The sequence below is a fragment of the Massilia sp. 05N420 genome, assembly GCF_056397205.1.
The window spans coordinates 26,386-41,972 of record NZ_JBFTMX010000026.1 but is presented as its reverse complement, the minus strand read 5'-3'; the positions used below and the strand labels follow the sequence as shown (position 1 = coordinate 41,972).

Annotated in this window: 12 protein-coding genes; 8 read left to right on the top strand and 4 right to left on the bottom strand. The window is 67.2% G+C overall.

Annotated features, from left to right (window positions below):
- Positions 1-64 precede the first annotated feature (64 nt).
- Positions 65-1,132, bottom strand: coding sequence for an SDR family oxidoreductase (locus AC1DIX_RS17570; protein WP_477326085.1), 1,068 nt, complete (start codon positions 1,130-1,132; stop codon positions 65-67).
- A gap of 74 nt (positions 1,133-1,206) precedes the next feature.
- A complete protein-coding gene (locus AC1DIX_RS17565; protein WP_477326083.1) occupies positions 1,207-2,457 on the bottom strand; it encodes a glycosyltransferase in 1,251 nt (416 codons plus the stop codon).
- A 280-nt stretch (positions 2,458-2,737) separates the two neighbouring features.
- On the opposite strand from AC1DIX_RS17565, the gene AC1DIX_RS17560 reads away from it, so the two are divergent.
- Complete coding sequence (locus tag AC1DIX_RS17560; RefSeq protein WP_477326081.1) at positions 2,738-4,336, top strand: ATP-binding cassette domain-containing protein; 1,599 nt, start codon at positions 2,738-2,740, stop codon at positions 4,334-4,336.
- 2 nt (positions 4,337-4,338) lie between these two features.
- Here AC1DIX_RS17560 and AC1DIX_RS17555 read toward each other — a convergent pair whose 3' ends face one another.
- Together AC1DIX_RS17555 and AC1DIX_RS17550 are read right to left on the bottom strand one after the other, a co-directional pair.
- Positions 4,339-4,806: a cyanophycin metabolism-associated DUF1854 family protein gene (locus AC1DIX_RS17555; RefSeq protein ID WP_477326125.1), complete on the bottom strand. Its 468-nt coding sequence runs from the start codon at positions 4,804-4,806 to the stop codon at positions 4,339-4,341.
- Between the two features lie 2 nt (positions 4,807-4,808).
- Positions 4,809-7,094, bottom strand: coding sequence for a cyanophycin metabolism-associated ABC transporter (locus tag AC1DIX_RS17550; RefSeq protein WP_442123515.1), 2,286 nt, complete (start codon positions 7,092-7,094; stop codon positions 4,809-4,811).
- 292 nt (positions 7,095-7,386) lie between these two features.
- Here AC1DIX_RS17550 and AC1DIX_RS17545 point away from each other — a divergent pair, with 292 nt between their 5' ends.
- From AC1DIX_RS17545 to AC1DIX_RS17515, 7 genes are all read left to right on the top strand, one after another.
- Positions 7,387-9,558, top strand: a complete 2,172-nt coding sequence (locus AC1DIX_RS17545) for a cyanophycin synthetase (protein ID WP_477326079.1) — start codon at positions 7,387-7,389, stop codon at positions 9,556-9,558.
- Positions 9,559-9,572: 14 nt separating this feature from the next.
- A complete protein-coding gene (gene cphA / locus AC1DIX_RS17540) occupies positions 9,573-12,149 on the top strand; it encodes a cyanophycin synthetase (RefSeq protein WP_477326077.1) in 2,577 nt (858 codons plus the stop codon).
- Between the two features lie 219 nt (positions 12,150-12,368).
- The gene (locus AC1DIX_RS17535; RefSeq protein ID WP_477326075.1) at positions 12,369-12,722 is read left to right on the top strand and encodes a hypothetical protein; all 354 of its coding nucleotides are present in this window, start codon (positions 12,369-12,371) and stop codon (positions 12,720-12,722) included.
- Positions 12,723-12,800: 78 nt separating this feature from the next.
- On the top strand, positions 12,801-13,019 hold the full coding sequence (locus tag AC1DIX_RS17530) for a hypothetical protein (protein WP_442123511.1): 219 nt from the start codon (positions 12,801-12,803) through the stop codon (positions 13,017-13,019).
- A 138-nt stretch (positions 13,020-13,157) separates the two neighbouring features.
- Positions 13,158-13,751, top strand: a complete 594-nt coding sequence (locus tag AC1DIX_RS17525) for a TetR/AcrR family transcriptional regulator (RefSeq protein ID WP_477326073.1) — start codon at positions 13,158-13,160, stop codon at positions 13,749-13,751.
- Positions 13,752-13,847: 96 nt separating this feature from the next.
- The gene (locus AC1DIX_RS17520; RefSeq protein ID WP_477326071.1) at positions 13,848-14,882 is read left to right on the top strand and encodes an NADP-dependent oxidoreductase; all 1,035 of its coding nucleotides are present in this window, start codon (positions 13,848-13,850) and stop codon (positions 14,880-14,882) included.
- Between the two features lie 23 nt (positions 14,883-14,905).
- Positions 14,906-15,586, top strand: coding sequence for a type 1 glutamine amidotransferase domain-containing protein (locus tag AC1DIX_RS17515; protein ID WP_477326069.1), 681 nt, complete (start codon positions 14,906-14,908; stop codon positions 15,584-15,586).
- Position 15,587 lies beyond the last annotated feature (1 nt).

Sequence of the window (15,587 nt, the reverse complement as noted above, 5' to 3'; positions counted from 1 at the left end):
CTACTCCGGCCTCGCTGGCGGTGCGCTGCCGCACGCAGTACTCCCTGCCGTCCCCGTTCAGGAATCAGGGAATCAGGCGCTCCGCCCGCAAGGCCGTGAACAGGTCGAAGAAGGAATCCTCGGTCGACTGCCAGTTCGAAAAGCCCAGCCGGCGGCTGTTGGCCATGTCGGTCATCACCTCGAGCGGGCGGCCGAGGTCGAGGTCGGTGTGCCAGGGCGAGGCCAAGCGCTTCAGATCGGCTTCCTGCAGGCGGTGGCGGCGCGCCATGTCGGCCCACAATTCGGCATCGTTCGCCATGATGTCTTCCAGCGGCTGCACCGTGCCGCTGAAGCCGGCCGCCGGCACGCCGAACCAGGCCGCCAGGCGGCGCCACAGCCAGCTCCAGCGGAAGTAGTCGCCGTTGGCGATGTTGAAGGCTTCGTCGCGCGCGGCGTCACAGTCGGCGGCCCAGCGCAGCTGCTTCGCCAGCATGCGGGCATCGGTGACGTCGGACAGGCCGTTCCACTGCGCCGCCGAACCGGGAAACTGGAAGGGGCGGCCGGTCTCCTTGCAGATCGAGGCGTACACGGCCAGGGTCGTGCCCATGTTCATGGCGTTGCCGACCGCCATGCCGATGACGGTATGCGGGCGGTGAACGGTCCAGGTGAAACGGTCGCGCGCCGCCGCGGCGTAGACCTCGTCTTCCTGGGCGTAGTAGAAATTCTCGATGGGCAGCCGCGGCTGCGACTCGCGCAGCGGGGTATCCGGCAGGGTGCCGGAGCTCGCATAGGCTTCGAAGGGGCCGAGATAGTGTTTCAGCCCGGTCACCAGGGCCACGTGGCGCAGCGACTTCTTCGGCGACAGCGCGTCGAGCAGGTTGCGCACCATGAGGGCATTGACGCGGATGTTCTCGGCCTCGCTGTCCTGGCGCATCCAGGTCGTGATGAAGACGTGGGTCGGGGCGACGTCCGCCAGGGCCGCCTGCAGGCCGACCTCGTCGAGCAGGTCGGCGACCACCGGAATCAGGCCCGGCAGGTCGCGCGGCGGGCGGCGCGCCAGCCCGTACACGATCCAGCCATGTGCCAGCAGTTCGCGTGCCGTGTAACGGCCGCCGATGCCGCTGGCGCCGACAACCAGTGCGCTTCGTTGCATAGTGATCCCTTCCATGTTTGCCGATGCCTCATTCTTGCGTGCTTCCCGGCTCGCTGGCGCGCCGTTGCCCTGGCTCATCGGCTGGCCTGGCCGGCCAATGCTTCCAGGCGCAGGCGCAAGCCCTGCAGCCCATGTCCGAGTGCGAAGCGGCGACTGATCTTGCGGCAGTGCGGGACCAGCTCCCGATCTCCCAGCAGCTGCTGCAGCGCCCGCGCCAGCCGCACGCCGTTGAGCCGCGGCGCCCTCGCACGAAAGGCCACGCCCAGCGCCGCCACGCGCGCCGCGTTGTCGAACTGGTCGTGCGCCAGCGGCACCACCAGCTGGGGCGTACCGGCGCGCAGGGCTTCGGCCGTGGTGCCGATGCCGCCGTGGTGGACCAGCACCATCGTCCGCGGCAGCAGGCGGCGCAGGGGCACGTAGTCCTGCCACAGGATGGAAGGCGGCAGCTCGGCGGGCAGCTGCTCGCGGTGCGGGGTCAGGAAGATGGCGCGCAGGCCGAGCAGTTCCACCGCCGCGCGCGCATGCTCGAAGTAGGCGCGCGACTGGGTGTTGCCGGTGCCGTGGGTGAAGACGACCGGCGCGCTGCCCTGCCCGTCGTCCAGGAAACATTCGAGTGCGGGCGACAGGGCCGCGTCCGGATGCGGGTCGAACAGGGGAAAGTCGGCGCGGTACAAGGGCTTGGGCCAGTCCGGCTGGGTCGGCGCGAACCATTCCGGAAACAGGGTCACCGACAGGTCCGGCACCGCGAACAGGTGCTCGAGCATGCCTGCCACCTCCGGCATGCCGCGCGCCCGGCGCGCCGCGTTCACCTCGCCCAGCGCCACCGGATCGATGAAACGCGCCGCCAGCCGCCGCAACAGCCAGCGCCGCAGCCCGAGCGGTACCCAGGGCGGCACTGGCCATGGTCCGAACATCAGCGGGTCGTGGACGGTCGGCAGGTTCTGCGGCGCCAGATAAGCCGCCGCCACTTTCAAACCGGGACGCGCGCCCCGGCACAGGTCGGCCTCCGGCAGCGCCAGCGGATGCGCCAGCAGCACCACCGCTTCGTCATGCGGCAAGGCGTCGACGAAAGGCACTATCCCGGCCATAGCCGGCCGCGTGGCGCGCCAGACCACCCCGAAGCCGCGCGTCGGATGCCAGAGGTCGGGGTCGAGCAGCACGGCCGGGTCGGCGGGCAGGCCGACAAAGTGCAGCCCGGTGCCGCGCACATAGGGTTCATGCTGTTGCGGCGCAAGGAAGCTGATCCGATGGCCCGCATCCCGCAGGACCAGGGCCATCGCCATGAAGGGGAACAGGTCGCCGGCCGAGCCGATGGTGACCACCACGAAATGCGTCCTGCCTGCTGCTGGCGTATCGATACCCGCTCCTCCTGTCCCTTGCGTTGCGCTGGGCATACTCTACGCGAAAAGCGGCCAGAGCACGGTTGGCGCAGGATTTCGGCAATGAGGTGCGGCGGATCCTGCTAGAATGACTGATCCATATACAAGGGGGATTCCACCGATGCGCCTGTAATGCCCGCTCTCGCGCCCGCCGCGACAGCACAGAAACCTCATCGCCACGTTCGCAAGGACCTGGTGCGGCTTCGACGCATTACAAGGAGTACTCATGGCCCATCCCTACCACCTGGCCCTGCACGGGGTCGACATCGCCCTCCCCGACGGGCGCATCCTGTTCCAGGACATCCACGACAGCTTCAAAGCCGAGACCGTCGCCCTGATCGGCCCCAACGGCAGCGGCAAGTCCTCGTTCGGCCGCGTCGTCGCCGGACTTGCGCAGCCGGCACGCGGCCGTATCGAGCGCGTCGTCCCCAGCCGTTACGTCGAACAGCAGACCGGCCCCACCTTCGCCGCCAGCCTGGCGCAGCTGGCCGGACTCGATGCGCCGCTGGAGGCGCTGCGGCGGCTGGCGGCCGGCGACGCGCGCGATGAGGACTTCGACCTGATCGGCGAACGCTGGGACCTCGAAGCGCGCTGGCAGGCGATGCTGGACCAGGCCGGGCTGGACGAGGCCATGACGCCGCAATCGCTGTCCGGCGGCCAGCGCACCCTGCTGTCCCTGATCGGCGCCTTCTGCAGCGAGGCGGGCCTGCTGGTGCTGGACGAACCCAGCAACCACCTGGACCGCGAACGGCGGCGCTTCCTGGTCGAGCAGATGCAGGCCTGGCGCGCGGCGGGCCGCGGGCTGCTGCTGGTCAGCCACGACCGCGAACTGCTGGAGCACGCCGAGCGCACGCTGGAAGTGCATGCCTGCGGACTGCGGCGCTATGGCGGCGGCTGGTCATTGGTCGAGGAGCAGCGCGGCGCCGAACTGGCGGCGGCCGGCGCGCGCCTGGAGCGGGCACGGGTCGAACGGAAAACCGCGGAGGCGGCGATGCGGCTCGATGCCGAACGCGCCGCGCGCAGGAACGCCCGCGGCGCGCGCGCAAAGGCGGCCGGCGGCCAGCCGAAGATCGTCCTCAACGCCCTGCCGCAGCGCGCCGAGAAAACGGACGGCGCACGCGCCGAACGCCATGCGCAGCGGCGCCAGGACCTGCAGCAGGACCTGCACGAGGCCTTCGACGCGCTGGACGGGGCGCTGGAGCGGCCCAGCTTTCCGATGCTGGACCTGCAGATTCCGGAGGGCCAGGCCGCGCTGGTGCTGGAAGAACTGGTCGCACCCTGGGGGCCGCGCCAGCCGCTGGACTGGGGCGTCCACGGCGCGGCCAGGATCGCCATCCGCGGACCGAACGGCTGCGGCAAGTCGACCCTGCTGCGCACCATCGCGGGCGAGATCGCGCCGCTGTCGGGCCGCTGCCGCACCTTATCTTCGGTGCTGCTCGACCAGCACCTGGCGCTGCTCGATCCGGCGCGCAGCCTGCTGGACCAGCTGCGCAGCACCGCCCCAGGGCACCACGAAGGCCGGCTGCGCCAGTACCTGGCCCTGGCAGGCCTCAAGCCGGACCGCGTGCTGCGCCCGGCGGACAGCCTGAGCGGCGGGGAAAGGATGCGCGGGGCGCTGCTGTGCGCGGTGCTGCGCGAACCGGCGCCGCGCCTGCTCCTGCTGGACGAGCCGACCAACCACCTCGACCTGCAGGGCGTCGAGGCGCTGGAAGCGATGCTGCAGTCATGGCCGGGAGCGCTGGTGGTGGTGTCGCACGACGAGCGCTTCCTGGCGCGGCTCGAACTCAGCCACCGGATAGACTGGACGGCGGCGGGCTGGCGCTGAGACTACAGGAAGCGGTCGAGGATCTTGCGGCTGCCCCTGTCGATCGCAAACATGTCGCGGATCAGGAAGTGGATGCCGTGGCTGTCCGCGATCAGCAGCRAGTAGGCGCCCAGGCGGCGGATGTCTTCCTCGCCCTTGAGCACGAATTCGGTATCGCCGCGGTCGGTCCTGACGGTCCAGGTGGAGGGGGTGGCGAAGCTGGACACGCCCTTGATCGACTCGATCTCGGGCATGAATTCGCGCCCTTCCAGTTCTTCGGTCACCAGCTTGCGGATCTCGGCCGGCATGGTTTCGAGGTCGTCGATCCAGCCGACTTCCTTGCCGCCCTCGCGCACCAGGGAGATGCCGCGGGTCGGCGCCTGCACCGGGAAGGATCGCACCGGCGCCACGCCGACGAATTCCTCGCCCTCGCTATTCGTCAGCACCAGCTTGCCGAAGGCGTCGCGGCGTAATTCAAAAGCAGTCATCATCATCAATCTTCCTGGCTGGAGTCGTCCGGATCCTGGTCGACGTTGCGCGCCTGCGCCTCGTACAGGCGGTAGTAGGCGCCTTCTTTCGCCATCAGTTCGTCGTGGTTGCCCTCTTCGACCACCACGCCGCGGTCCAGCACCACCAGGCGGTCGGCGCGGTGCAGCGTGGACAGCCGGTGCGCGATCGCGATCGTGGTGCGGCCTTGCACCAGGTTGTCGAGCGCCTTCTGGATCTCTTTTTCGGTTTCCGAGTCCACCGACGAAGTCGCTTCGTCCAGGATCAGGATCGGCGGGTCGATCAGCAGGGCGCGCGCGATCGAGATACGCTGGCGCTCGCCGCCGGACAGGCCCTGGCCGCGTTCGCCGACCATCGAATCGTAGCCCTGCGGCAGGCGCAGGATGAACTCGTGGGCGTGGGCGGCGCGGGCGGCGGCGATGATCTGTTCGCGGGTCGCATCCGGCTTGCCGTAGGCGATGTTCTCGGCGATGGTGCCGAAGAACAGGAAAGGTTCCTGCAGCACCAGGCCGATGTGGCGGCGGTAGTCGGACACGGCAAAGGAGCGCACGTCCTTGCCGTCGAGCAGAATGGCGCCCTCGGCCACGTCGTAAAAGCGGCAGATCAGGTTCACCAGGGTCGACTTGCCGGAACCGGAATGGCCGACCAGGCCGACCATCTCGCCGGCCTTGATCTTCAGCGAAATGCCGCGGTTGACCGCGCGGTTGCCATAGCGGAAGCCGACTTCGCGCAGTTCGATATTGCCGTCGACCTTGTCCAGCTTCACCGGATTGACCGGGTCCGGCACGCTCGACACGTGGTCGAGGATGTCGAAGATGCGCTTGGCGGCGGAGGCCGATTTCTGGGTCACCGACACGATGCGGCTCATCGAATCCAGGCGCACGTAGAAGCGGCCGCTGTAGGCGATGAAGGAGGCCAGCGTACCGACGGTGATCTCGCCGCGGCTGATCTGCCAGATGCCGAAGCACCAGATCACGAGCAGGCCCAGTTCGGTCAGCAGCGACACGGTCGGCGAGAACAGCGACCAGACCTTGTTCAATTTGTCGTTGACGGCCAGGTTGTGCTTGTTCGCTTCACGGAAGCGGGAAGCCTCGCGCTTTTCCTGGGCAAAGGCCTTCACCACGCGGATGCCGGGAATGGTGTCGGCCAGCACGTTGGTGACCTCGCCCCAGACGCGGTCGATCTTTTCGAAGCCRGTGCGCAGGCGGTCGCGCACGACGTGGATCATCCAGGCGATGAAGGGCAGCGGCACCAGGGTGATCAGGGCCAGCTTGGCGTTGATCGAAAACAGGATCACGCCCGTCATGATGATCATCAGGACGTCGGACAGGAAGTCCAGCAGGTGCAGCGACAGGAACACGCAGATGCGGTCGGAGCCGCTGCCGATGCGGCTCATCAGGTCGCCGGTTCGCTTGCCGCCAAAAAATTCCAGCGACAGGCGCAGCAGGTGCTCATAGGTTTCCGAGCGCATGTCCGCGCCCATGCGTTCCGACACCAGCGCCAGGATATAAGTACGACCCCAACCCAGCGCCCAGGCCAGGATGGCAGAGCCGAACAGGCCGCCCATGTACATATAGACCAGCGACGTATCGATCTGCTTGCCGTTCTGGTAAGGGATCAGGACGTTGTCCATCAGGGGCATCGTCAGATATGGCGGGATCAAGTGTGCGCCGGTACTCGCCAGCATCAGCAAGAATCCGACCAGGAGCTGGCCTTTGTACGGCATGGCGAAGCGCCACAGGCGGAACAGGGTCCAGGTCGACGGCGGGGTGTGCAGCACCTTGGTGCAGATCGGGCAGTCTTCCTGGTCCGGCTCGAGCGGCGCCTTGCAGCTCGGGCAGGTGTGCTGCTCGGGCGGCTGGACGGCGACGCCGCTCAGATAGCCTTCGACCTGGTCGTGGAACTGGTCCACCAGGCGGATGGCCTGCAGGTTCTGGCCGAGGGTAAAGCGCCAGGACGCCAGCAGGCCGTTGGCGTCGACCAGCTCGATGTGGCCGACGCCGGCGTGGTCGTAATGACGCAGGGCCAGGCCGGCCCGGTAAGGCCAGTCGCGCCAGTGCTTGTCGCCGGGGCTGAGAGTCAGTAGGCGGAGGCTGGTAACGACCAGTATCCCTTTGGTGAAACGTAATTTCGCGTCGAGGTCAACCTCAAGGGCGCTTAAAACGTTTTCCCCTGGCGCAAGCTTTTTCTGGACGTCCGCCTGCCAGTGCTCAGGCAGGAAACTGGCGGTGACCGCCAGCGGTGCGGAAGGAACAAGTTGTTGATTCGTCATGTGCTTTTGGAAACAGGGTTTGCGCTGAACTGCGCGGCGACCGCAAGGTCGTCAAGGTCATTGGGATGGAACGCTGAGCATGGCACGCCGGTTGACAGGCGTACGGTATTCTATCGGCGGGGCGTGACTGGCAGAATTCGGTTCAGCGCGGTAAGCTTCGTTCCCGCAAGTATACAACATGTGCACTGCAGCAAATGGGCCTCCCCGGTGGGGCAGACCATGGTGTAATGGCACAAACATAAGGCAACGCCGAGCGGTGAGTGAGCGGTCACTGCGGGGCAAGATATTTTTCATGACAAACAAGAAAGACATTAAGATTCTTCGTGTAACCCACTTGCGTGGCCCGAACATCTGGACCTACCGCCCGGTCATCGAGGCCTGGCTCGACATCGGCGAGCTCGAAGAATGTCCTTCGAACACCCTCCCCGGCTTCAACGAGCGGCTGACCGCCTGGCTGCCGGGGCTGATCGAACATCGCTGCGGCGTCGGCGAACGCGGCGGCTTCCTGGAACGGCTGCGCGACGGCACCTGGGCCGGCCACATCCTCGAACACGTGGTCCTCGAACTGCAGAATATGGCCGGCATGAAGACCGGCTTCGGCAAGACCCGTTCCACCGTCGACTACGGCATCTACAAGATGGCCTTCCGCACGCGCGACGAAGTGGTCGGCCGCGCCGCCCTCCAGGCCGGCCACGAGCTGCTGATGGCCGCCATCAACGACACCCCCTTCGACATGAAGACCACGGTGGCGGAACTGACCGAACTGGTCGACCGCTACTGCCTCGGCCCCTCGACCGCCAACATCGTCGATGCCGCCACCGCCCGCCGCATCCCCTCGATCCGCCTGACCGAAGGCAACCTGGTACAGCTCGGCCACGGCGCCGCCCAGCGCCGCATCTGGACCGCCGAAACCGACCGCACCAGCGCCATCGGCGAAAGCATCGCCAGCGACAAGGACCTCACCAAGACCCTGCTCGCCTCCTGTGGCGTGCCGGTACCGGAAGGCAGCGTCGTGCGCAGCGCCGAGCACGCCTGGGAAGAAGCCGAGGACATCGGCCTGCCGGTGGTGGTCAAGCCGGTCGACGGCAACCACGGCCGCGGCGTGACCCTGAACCTGATGAACGAAGCGGACGTGAAAGCCGCCTATGCGATCGCCGCCGAAGCGGGCGACTCCAGCGCCGTGCTGGTCGAGCGCTACGTGCCGGGCAACGAGCACCGCCTGCTGGTGGTCGGCTCGAAGGTCGTGGCCGCCGCCAAGGGCGAATCGCTGTTCGTGACGGGCGACGGCAAGTCGAACGTCATCGCGCTGTGCAACAGCCAGATCAATATCGATCCGCGCCGCGGCGAGAGCGAGGAACACCCGCTCGGCCTGGTCAATCCGAATGACGAAGAAATCAAGCTCGATCTGCAGCGCCAGGGCCTGAGCCCGGAATCCGTCCCGCCAGCCGGCCAGAAAGTGCTGATCCAGCCGAACGGCAACGTCGCCGACGACGTCACCGACGAGGTGCACCCGGACGTGGCCTATGTGGCGGCGCTGGCCGCGCGCGTGGTCGGTCTCGACATCGCCGGCATCGACCTGGTATGCGAAGACATTTCGCGCCCGCTCGAAGAGCAGCGCGGCGCCATCATCGAAGTCAATTCCAGCCCCGGCCTGCTGGCCCACATCAAGCCGGCCACCGGCCAGTCGCGCGAAGTCGGCAAGGCCATCGTCGAGCACCTGTTCGCGGACGCCGGCTACGTGGACGGCGAATGCGGCCGCATCCCCGTGGTGGGCGTGACCGGCAGCGCCGGCGCCAGCCTGGTCGCCAACCTGGTCGGCATGGTGCTGTTCCAGTCCGGGAAGCACGTGGGCGTGGCCAATCGCAATGGCCTGTTCCTCGACCAGCGCCGCGTCAGCGCGGCCGACTCCACCCGCTTCGACGCCGCCCAGCGCCTCCTCATCAACCGCAACGTGCAGGCCGCCGTGTTCGAATCGAACGCGCGCGCGATCCTGTCCGAGGGCCTGCCCTACGACCGCTGCCTGGTGGGCGTGGTGACCGACCTGGGCCGGGTGGCGGAGGTGGAAGACCTGTATGTGCGTGACGACGACGCCCTGTTCAACGTGGTGCGCAGCCAGGTCGACGTCGTGCTGTCCGAGGGCGCGGCCGTGCTGAACGCCGCCGATCCGCAGGTCGTGCAGCTGGCCGGACTGTCCGACGGCGCCGTGATCTTCTATGCAGTGGACGAAAACAACGACGTCATCAAGCGGCACCGCGCCGGCGGCGGACGCGTCGCCTTCCTGCGCGACCAGCACATCGTGCTGGCCCAGGGCAGCGAGGATGCACCGCTGCTCGGCCTGTCCAAGCTGAAGCCGGCCACGGCGAGCCAGCCGGAAGCCGTGCTGGCCGCCGCCGCCGCAAGCTGGGCGCTGGATGTGCCGACCGACCTGATCTGCGCCGGTCTGCGCAGCTTCGAGAACAAATAAAGGATTCGAGTTTTATGGAAGTATCACGCGTCCGGGCCCTGCGCGGCCCCAACCTCTGGAGCCATCACACGTCGGTCGAGGCGATCGTCTCCTGCACGGCGGACGAAGAATCGATCAGCGCCCTGCCCGGCTTCGAAGCGCGCCTGCGCGCCCTGTTCCCGCAGATCTGGCCGCTGCAGCCGACCGGGCATGACGACACCATCCCGCTGGCCCAGGTGCTGGAAGTGGCGGCCCTGGCCCTGCAGGCCCAGGCCGGCTGCCCGGTCACCTTCAGCCGCACCACCGCCACCGTCGAGCGCGGCATCTACCAGGTCGTGGTCGAGTACAGCGAAGAAGACGTCGGCCGCCTGGCGCTCACGCTCGCCGGGCAGCTGATCCAGGCTGCGCGCGACGACCGCTCCTTCGACCTCGACGGCGCCCTCCACCAGCTGCGCGAACTCGACGAAGACGTGCGCCTCGGCCCCTCGACCGGCTCGATCGTGAACGCCGCCGTCGCCCGCGGCATCCCCTTCCGCCGCCTGACCGAAGGCAGCCTGGTGCAGTTCGGCTGGGGCAGCCGCCAGCGCCGCATCCAGGCCGCCGAGATCGACGCCACCGGCGCCATCGCCGAGACCATCGCCCAGGACAAGGAACTGACCAAGAAGCTGCTCGACGCCGCCGGCGTGCCGGTGCCGCTGGGCCGCGTCGTGGTGGATCCCGATGACGCCTGGGCCGCCGCCCAGGAGATCGGCCTGCCGGTCGTGATCAAGCCGAAGGACGGCAACCAGGGCAAGGGCGTGACCGTCAACGTCAACACCCGCGAACAGCTCAYCGCCGGCTTCCATGCGGCGTCCGAATTCCGCGACGACATCCTGGTCGAAAAATACCTGCCGGGCCACGACTACCGCCTGCTCGTGATCGGCAACAAGCTGATCGCAGCGGCCCGACGCGACCCGCCGCACGTGGTCGGCGACGGCGTGCACACGGTGCGCCAGCTGGTCGACACCGTCAACCTCGATCCGCGCCGCGGCAGCGGCCATGCTACCTCCCTGACCAAGATCCGCTTCGACGACATCGCCCTGGCCAGCCTGGCCAAGCAGGGCTATGACGCCGAATCCGTGCCGCCGAAAGGCCAGCGCGTCACCCTGCGCAACAACGCCAACCTGTCGACCGGCGGCTCGGCCACCGACGTCACCGACGACGTGCATCCGGAAGTGGCCGCGCGCGCCATCGCCGCCGCCCACATGGTCGGCCTCGACATCTGCGGCGTCGACCTGGTGTGCGACAGCGTGCTGAAACCCATCGAAGACCAGGGCGGCGGCATCGTCGAAGTCAACGCCGCGCCCGGCCTGCGCATGCACATCTCGCCGTCCTTCGGCAAGGGCCGCGCGGTCGGCGAAGCCATCATGGACACCCTGTACGCGCCCGGCGACGACGGCCGCATCCCGGTGGTGGCCGTGACCGGCACCAACGGCAAGACCACCACCGTGCGCCTGATCGCCCACCTGCTCGGCGCCTCCGGCCTGCGCACCGGCATGACCAACACCGACGGCGTGTACATCCAGGGCCGCCGCATCGACAGCGGCGACTGCAGCGGTCCGCGCAGCGCCCGCAACGTGCTGCTGCACCCGGACGTCGACGCCGCCGTGTTCGAGACCGCGCGCGGCGGCATGCTGCGCGAAGGCCTGGCCTTCGACCGCTGCCAGGTGGCGGTGGTGACGAATATCGGCGCCGGCGACCACCTCGGGCTGAACTACATCACCACCCTGGAAGACCTCGCCGTACTCAAGCGCGTGATCGTGCAGAACGTGGCGCCGGGCGGCATGGCCGTGCTGAACGCGGCCGACCCGATCGTCGCCGCGATGGCCGAGAACACCCGCGGCGACGTCACCTACTTCGCGATGGACTGCTCGCTGCCGCTGATGCAGAAGCACCGCGCCCAGGGCCGCCGCATCGTCTACGTCGACGAGGGCCATCTGGTGGCGGCGCAGGGCAAGGCCGAAGAACGGATCCCGCTGTCCGAGGTGCCCATCACCCGCGGCGGCGTGATCGGCTTCCAGGTCGAGAACGTGATGGCCTCGGTGGCCGCGGCCTGGGCCGTCGGCATCGATTGGAACGTCACCCGCACCGGCCTGAAGACCTTCGTCGGCGAGAGCGACAACGCGCCGGGCCGCTTCAATGTGTTCGACTACAAGGGCGCGACCGTGATCGCCGACTACGGCCACAACCCGGACGCGATCCAGGCCCTGAGCAACGCCGTCGAAGCCATGCCGGCCAAGCGCCGCTCGGTGGTGATCAGCGGCGCCGGCGACCGCCGCGACGAAGACATCCGCGACCAGACCCGCATTCTGGGCCGCGCCTTCGACGACGTGCTGCTCTACGAAGACCAGTGCCAGCGCGGCCGTTCCGAAGGCGAAGTCGTGGCCCTGCTGCGCGAAGGCCTGCGGGAAGCGCCCCGCACCAGCCGCATCGAAGAGATCAGGGGCGAATTCGTCGCCATCGACCGCGCACTCGAGCTGCTGCAGCCGGGCGACCTGTCGCTGATCCTGATCGACCAGGTGGACGAGGCGCTGGCGCATATCGGCAAGCGGGTGGCGGAAGCGAAAGTCTGAACCCGACCGATGTTGGTTGAACGATGGGCGCTTCGGCGCCCATTTTCGTTTGCGTAAGCACGTCGTCCCCGCGCCTCACCTCGTCGTCCCCGCGAAGACGGGGACCCAAGTTTGCTCGCACACCACCCGTCCCACACGATTCAGTTGGCAATCGCACCAGCCGCAAACGCGTCATGCCTTACCATTGACCGATCACGATACCGGCAAGGCAGTGAGATCATGACCATTGACAAGCAAGCAAGCGAAGAAGTCCCGGAACTCCCCTTCCGCTCCCTGCTCTACCGCTTCCTCTTCTTCGACTGGCTGTTCCGCGACGTCAGCGCCGCGCGCACTCGCATCGAACGCCACGCCGCCTTCCAGCACAACCGCCGGATGAGCCGCTACCTGCCGGTCTACCTGCGCCGCTGGTCCTTCCTGACGGCCTTCGACTTCGCCCTCGGCCTGCTGTTCGAGAAAGTGCTGCAGGCCGGGCTGCTGTCCGCCTGGTTCTTCACCTGGAGCTGCGTGACCCTGGCCGGCATGGTGGTGATCACGGTGGCCTGGCTGATCCTGACCAACGTCCGCCTGTCGTAGATTTCTTGACGATAACTAATTTTTCCTATGCGCAAATGCGCGAAGATGCCTCTAGCGACAACCACCATGGAGGCAAACATGATCCCCAGAATGTATCCGGGCAAACGCAGCTTCGAGCGCCGCATCGACGAGCGCACCGCCAAGGACATCGGCGACGCCCTGCGCGCGGACAGCGTCCAGGCAGCGGCGATGGCAATGGAACATCTACAAGTCGACGTACAGGTGGCGCTGCGGGTGCTGGCCGGCACCAACGACGACCGCGGCGGCAAGCGGCGCGAGAACGGCCCCGGCACCTGAATCGTCAAACTTCCCCTCGTTATTTTTCGAAGTCCTGTGCCGGCATTGCCGGACAGGACTTTCTTCCTTCCACCCTAGCATCGCTTCCCGCCCGCACACCTCAAGACGACTGGTCTAATTGGTGCTATCATGTCTTCCATGAGTACCGAACAACACAGCGTGCGCCAGCATATCCTCGCCACCGGCAGATCCATCATCATGGGCAAGGGCTACTCGGGCGTCGGCCTGAACGAGATCCTGTCCGCCGCCGGCGTGCCCAAGGGTTCGTTCTACCATTACTTTAAATCCAAGGAGCTGTTCGGCAAGGCCATGCTCGAGGATTACGTCGACGCCTACCTTGCCGAACTCGATGCCATGCTCGCCGCCGACGGCAGCACCGGCCTGGCGCGCCTGATGCGCTACTGGGACAGCTGGCTGCTGCTGAACGACGACGCCTGCGCCGGCAGCAAATGCCTTGTGGTGAAATTGAGCAGCGAAGTGGCCGACCTGTCCGAAGCAATGCGCGGTGTCCTGCTGCAAGGCACGAACCGGATCGTCCAACGCCTGGCGGACTGCATCGCCGACGGCGTCAACGACGGCTCGATCCGCTCCGGCACGGCAGCGCAACCTACCGCCCTTGCCCTGTACGAAATGTGGCTGGGCGCAGCCCTGCTGACCAAGCTGCGGCGCGAGCCCAGTGCGCTGCAGAATGCCTTGCATGCCACCCGCGCCATGCTGGCGGCGCCCGGCTGACCGGCATGGCGGCTTGACGCCGCCATTTTTTTCGGTAGTTTCTAGACGACCAGTCTAATAGATTCGTGGAAATATTTACAAAGAGAGGACCATGACATGACCCAGGACCGTACCCGTAACCGACGCTTCGTGCTGCAACAGCGCCCGCATGGTGCACCCGACGACAGCACCTTCCGCCTGGAACAGCAGCCGGTGCCCACCCCGCAGGAAGGCCAGGTGCTGCTACGCACTCTGTTCCTGTCGCTCGACCCCTACATGCGCGGCCGCATCAGCGACGCGCCCTCCTATGCCGCGCCGGTCGAGATCGGCGACACCATGGTCGGCGGTACGGTGTCGCGGGTTGAAGCCTCGCGCAACCCCGACTTCGCGGTCGGCCAGCTGGTGCTGGCTTATAGCGGCTGGCAGGACTACGCGCTGTCCGATGGCGCCGGACTGAACAAGCTGAGCGGCGACGTCGCCCAGTCCTCTCGTGCCCTCGGCGTACTCGGCATGCCGGGCTTTACCGCCTATATGGGCCTGCTCGACATCGGCCAGCCAAAGCCAGGCGAGACCGTGGTGGTGGCCGCCGCTAGCGGCGCGGTCGGCTCGCTGGTCGGGCAGATTGCCGGGATCAAGGGTGCGCGCGCGGTCGGCATCGCCGGCGGCGCCGACAAGTGCCGCTACGTGGTCGAGGAACTCGGCTTCGACGCCTGCATCGACCACCGCGCGCCCGATTTCGCCGAGCAGCTGGCAAAGGCCTGCCCGGACGGCATCGACGTGTATTTCGAAAACGTGGGCGGGGCCGTGTTCGACGCCGTGCTGCCCCTGCTGAACAGCAAGGCCCGCATTCCGGTGTGCGGCCTGATCGCCGACTACAACGCGACCTCCCTGCCCGCCGGTCCGGACCGCCTGGGCCTGCTGGCGCGCACCATCCTCACCAAGCGCATCCGCATGCAGGGCTTCATCATCTTCGACGACTACGGCCATCGTTACGGCGAGTTCTTCAAGGAGATGAGCACCTGGCTCGCGGAAGGCAGGATCAAGTTCCGCGAAGACGTCGTCGACGGCCTGGAAAACGCTCCGCAAGCCTTCCGCGGCCTGCTCGAAGGGAAGAACTTCGGCAAGCTGGTCATCCGCGTCGCCCAAGATTGACTCACCACTGAAAGGAAACCGACATGAAAAAGATTCTGATGGTATTGACCTCCCACGACCAGCTCGGCGACACCGGCAAGAAGACCGGTTTTTGGCTGGAGGAATTCGCAGCCCCCTATTACGCGCTGAAGGATGTGGGCGCCGACATCACGGTGGTGTCGCCGGCAGGCGGCCAGCCGCCGCTCGACCCGAAGAGCGACGAGCCGGACGCCCAGACCGACGCCACCCGCCGCTTCAAGGCCGATGCCGCCGCCCAGGCCGTGCTGGCCTCGACCGGCAAGCTGTCCGAGGTGAAGGCGGACGACTTCGACGCCGTGTTCTACCCGGGCGGCCACGGCCCGCTGTGGGACCTGGCCGAGGACAAGGACTCGATCGCCCTGATCGAAGCGATGGTGGCGGCCGACAAGCCGGTCGCTGCGGTGTGCCACGCGCCCGGCGTACTGCGCAATGTGAAAGCGGCCGACGGGAGCCCGCTGGTGAAGGGCAAGAAGGTAACAGGCTTTACGAATACCGAGGAAGAGGCGGTCGGACTGACCAAGGTCGTGCCCTTCCTGGTCGAGGATATGCTGAAGGCCAATGGCGGCGCCTATACCCGCGGCGCCGACTGGCAATCCTACGTGGTCACGGACGGCAAGCTGGTCACCGGCCAGAACCCGGCCTCGTCGGAAGCGGGCGCGGAAGCCCTGCTGAAGCTGCTGGCCTGAG

Excerpts from the sequence above, each read along its gene's own strand:
- AC1DIX_RS17570 (WP_477326085.1), bottom strand. The coding sequence starts at position 1,132 with ATGCAACGAAGCGCACTGGTTGTCGGCGCCAGCGGCATCGGCGGCCGT.
- AC1DIX_RS17560 (WP_477326081.1), top strand. The coding sequence starts at position 2,738 with ATGGCCCATCCCTACCACCTGGCCCTGCACGGGGTCGACATCGCCCTC.
- AC1DIX_RS17545 (WP_477326079.1), top strand. The coding sequence starts at position 7,387 with ATGACAAACAAGAAAGACATTAAGATTCTTCGTGTAACCCACTTGCGT.
- AC1DIX_RS17535 (WP_477326075.1), top strand. The coding sequence starts at position 12,369 with ATGACCATTGACAAGCAAGCAAGCGAAGAAGTCCCGGAACTCCCCTTC.
- AC1DIX_RS17530 (WP_442123511.1), top strand. The coding sequence starts at position 12,801 with ATGATCCCCAGAATGTATCCGGGCAAACGCAGCTTCGAGCGCCGCATC.
- AC1DIX_RS17525 (WP_477326073.1), top strand. The coding sequence starts at position 13,158 with ATGAGTACCGAACAACACAGCGTGCGCCAGCATATCCTCGCCACCGGC.
- AC1DIX_RS17520 (WP_477326071.1), top strand. The coding sequence starts at position 13,848 with ATGACCCAGGACCGTACCCGTAACCGACGCTTCGTGCTGCAACAGCGC.
- AC1DIX_RS17515 (WP_477326069.1), top strand. The coding sequence starts at position 14,906 with ATGAAAAAGATTCTGATGGTATTGACCTCCCACGACCAGCTCGGCGAC.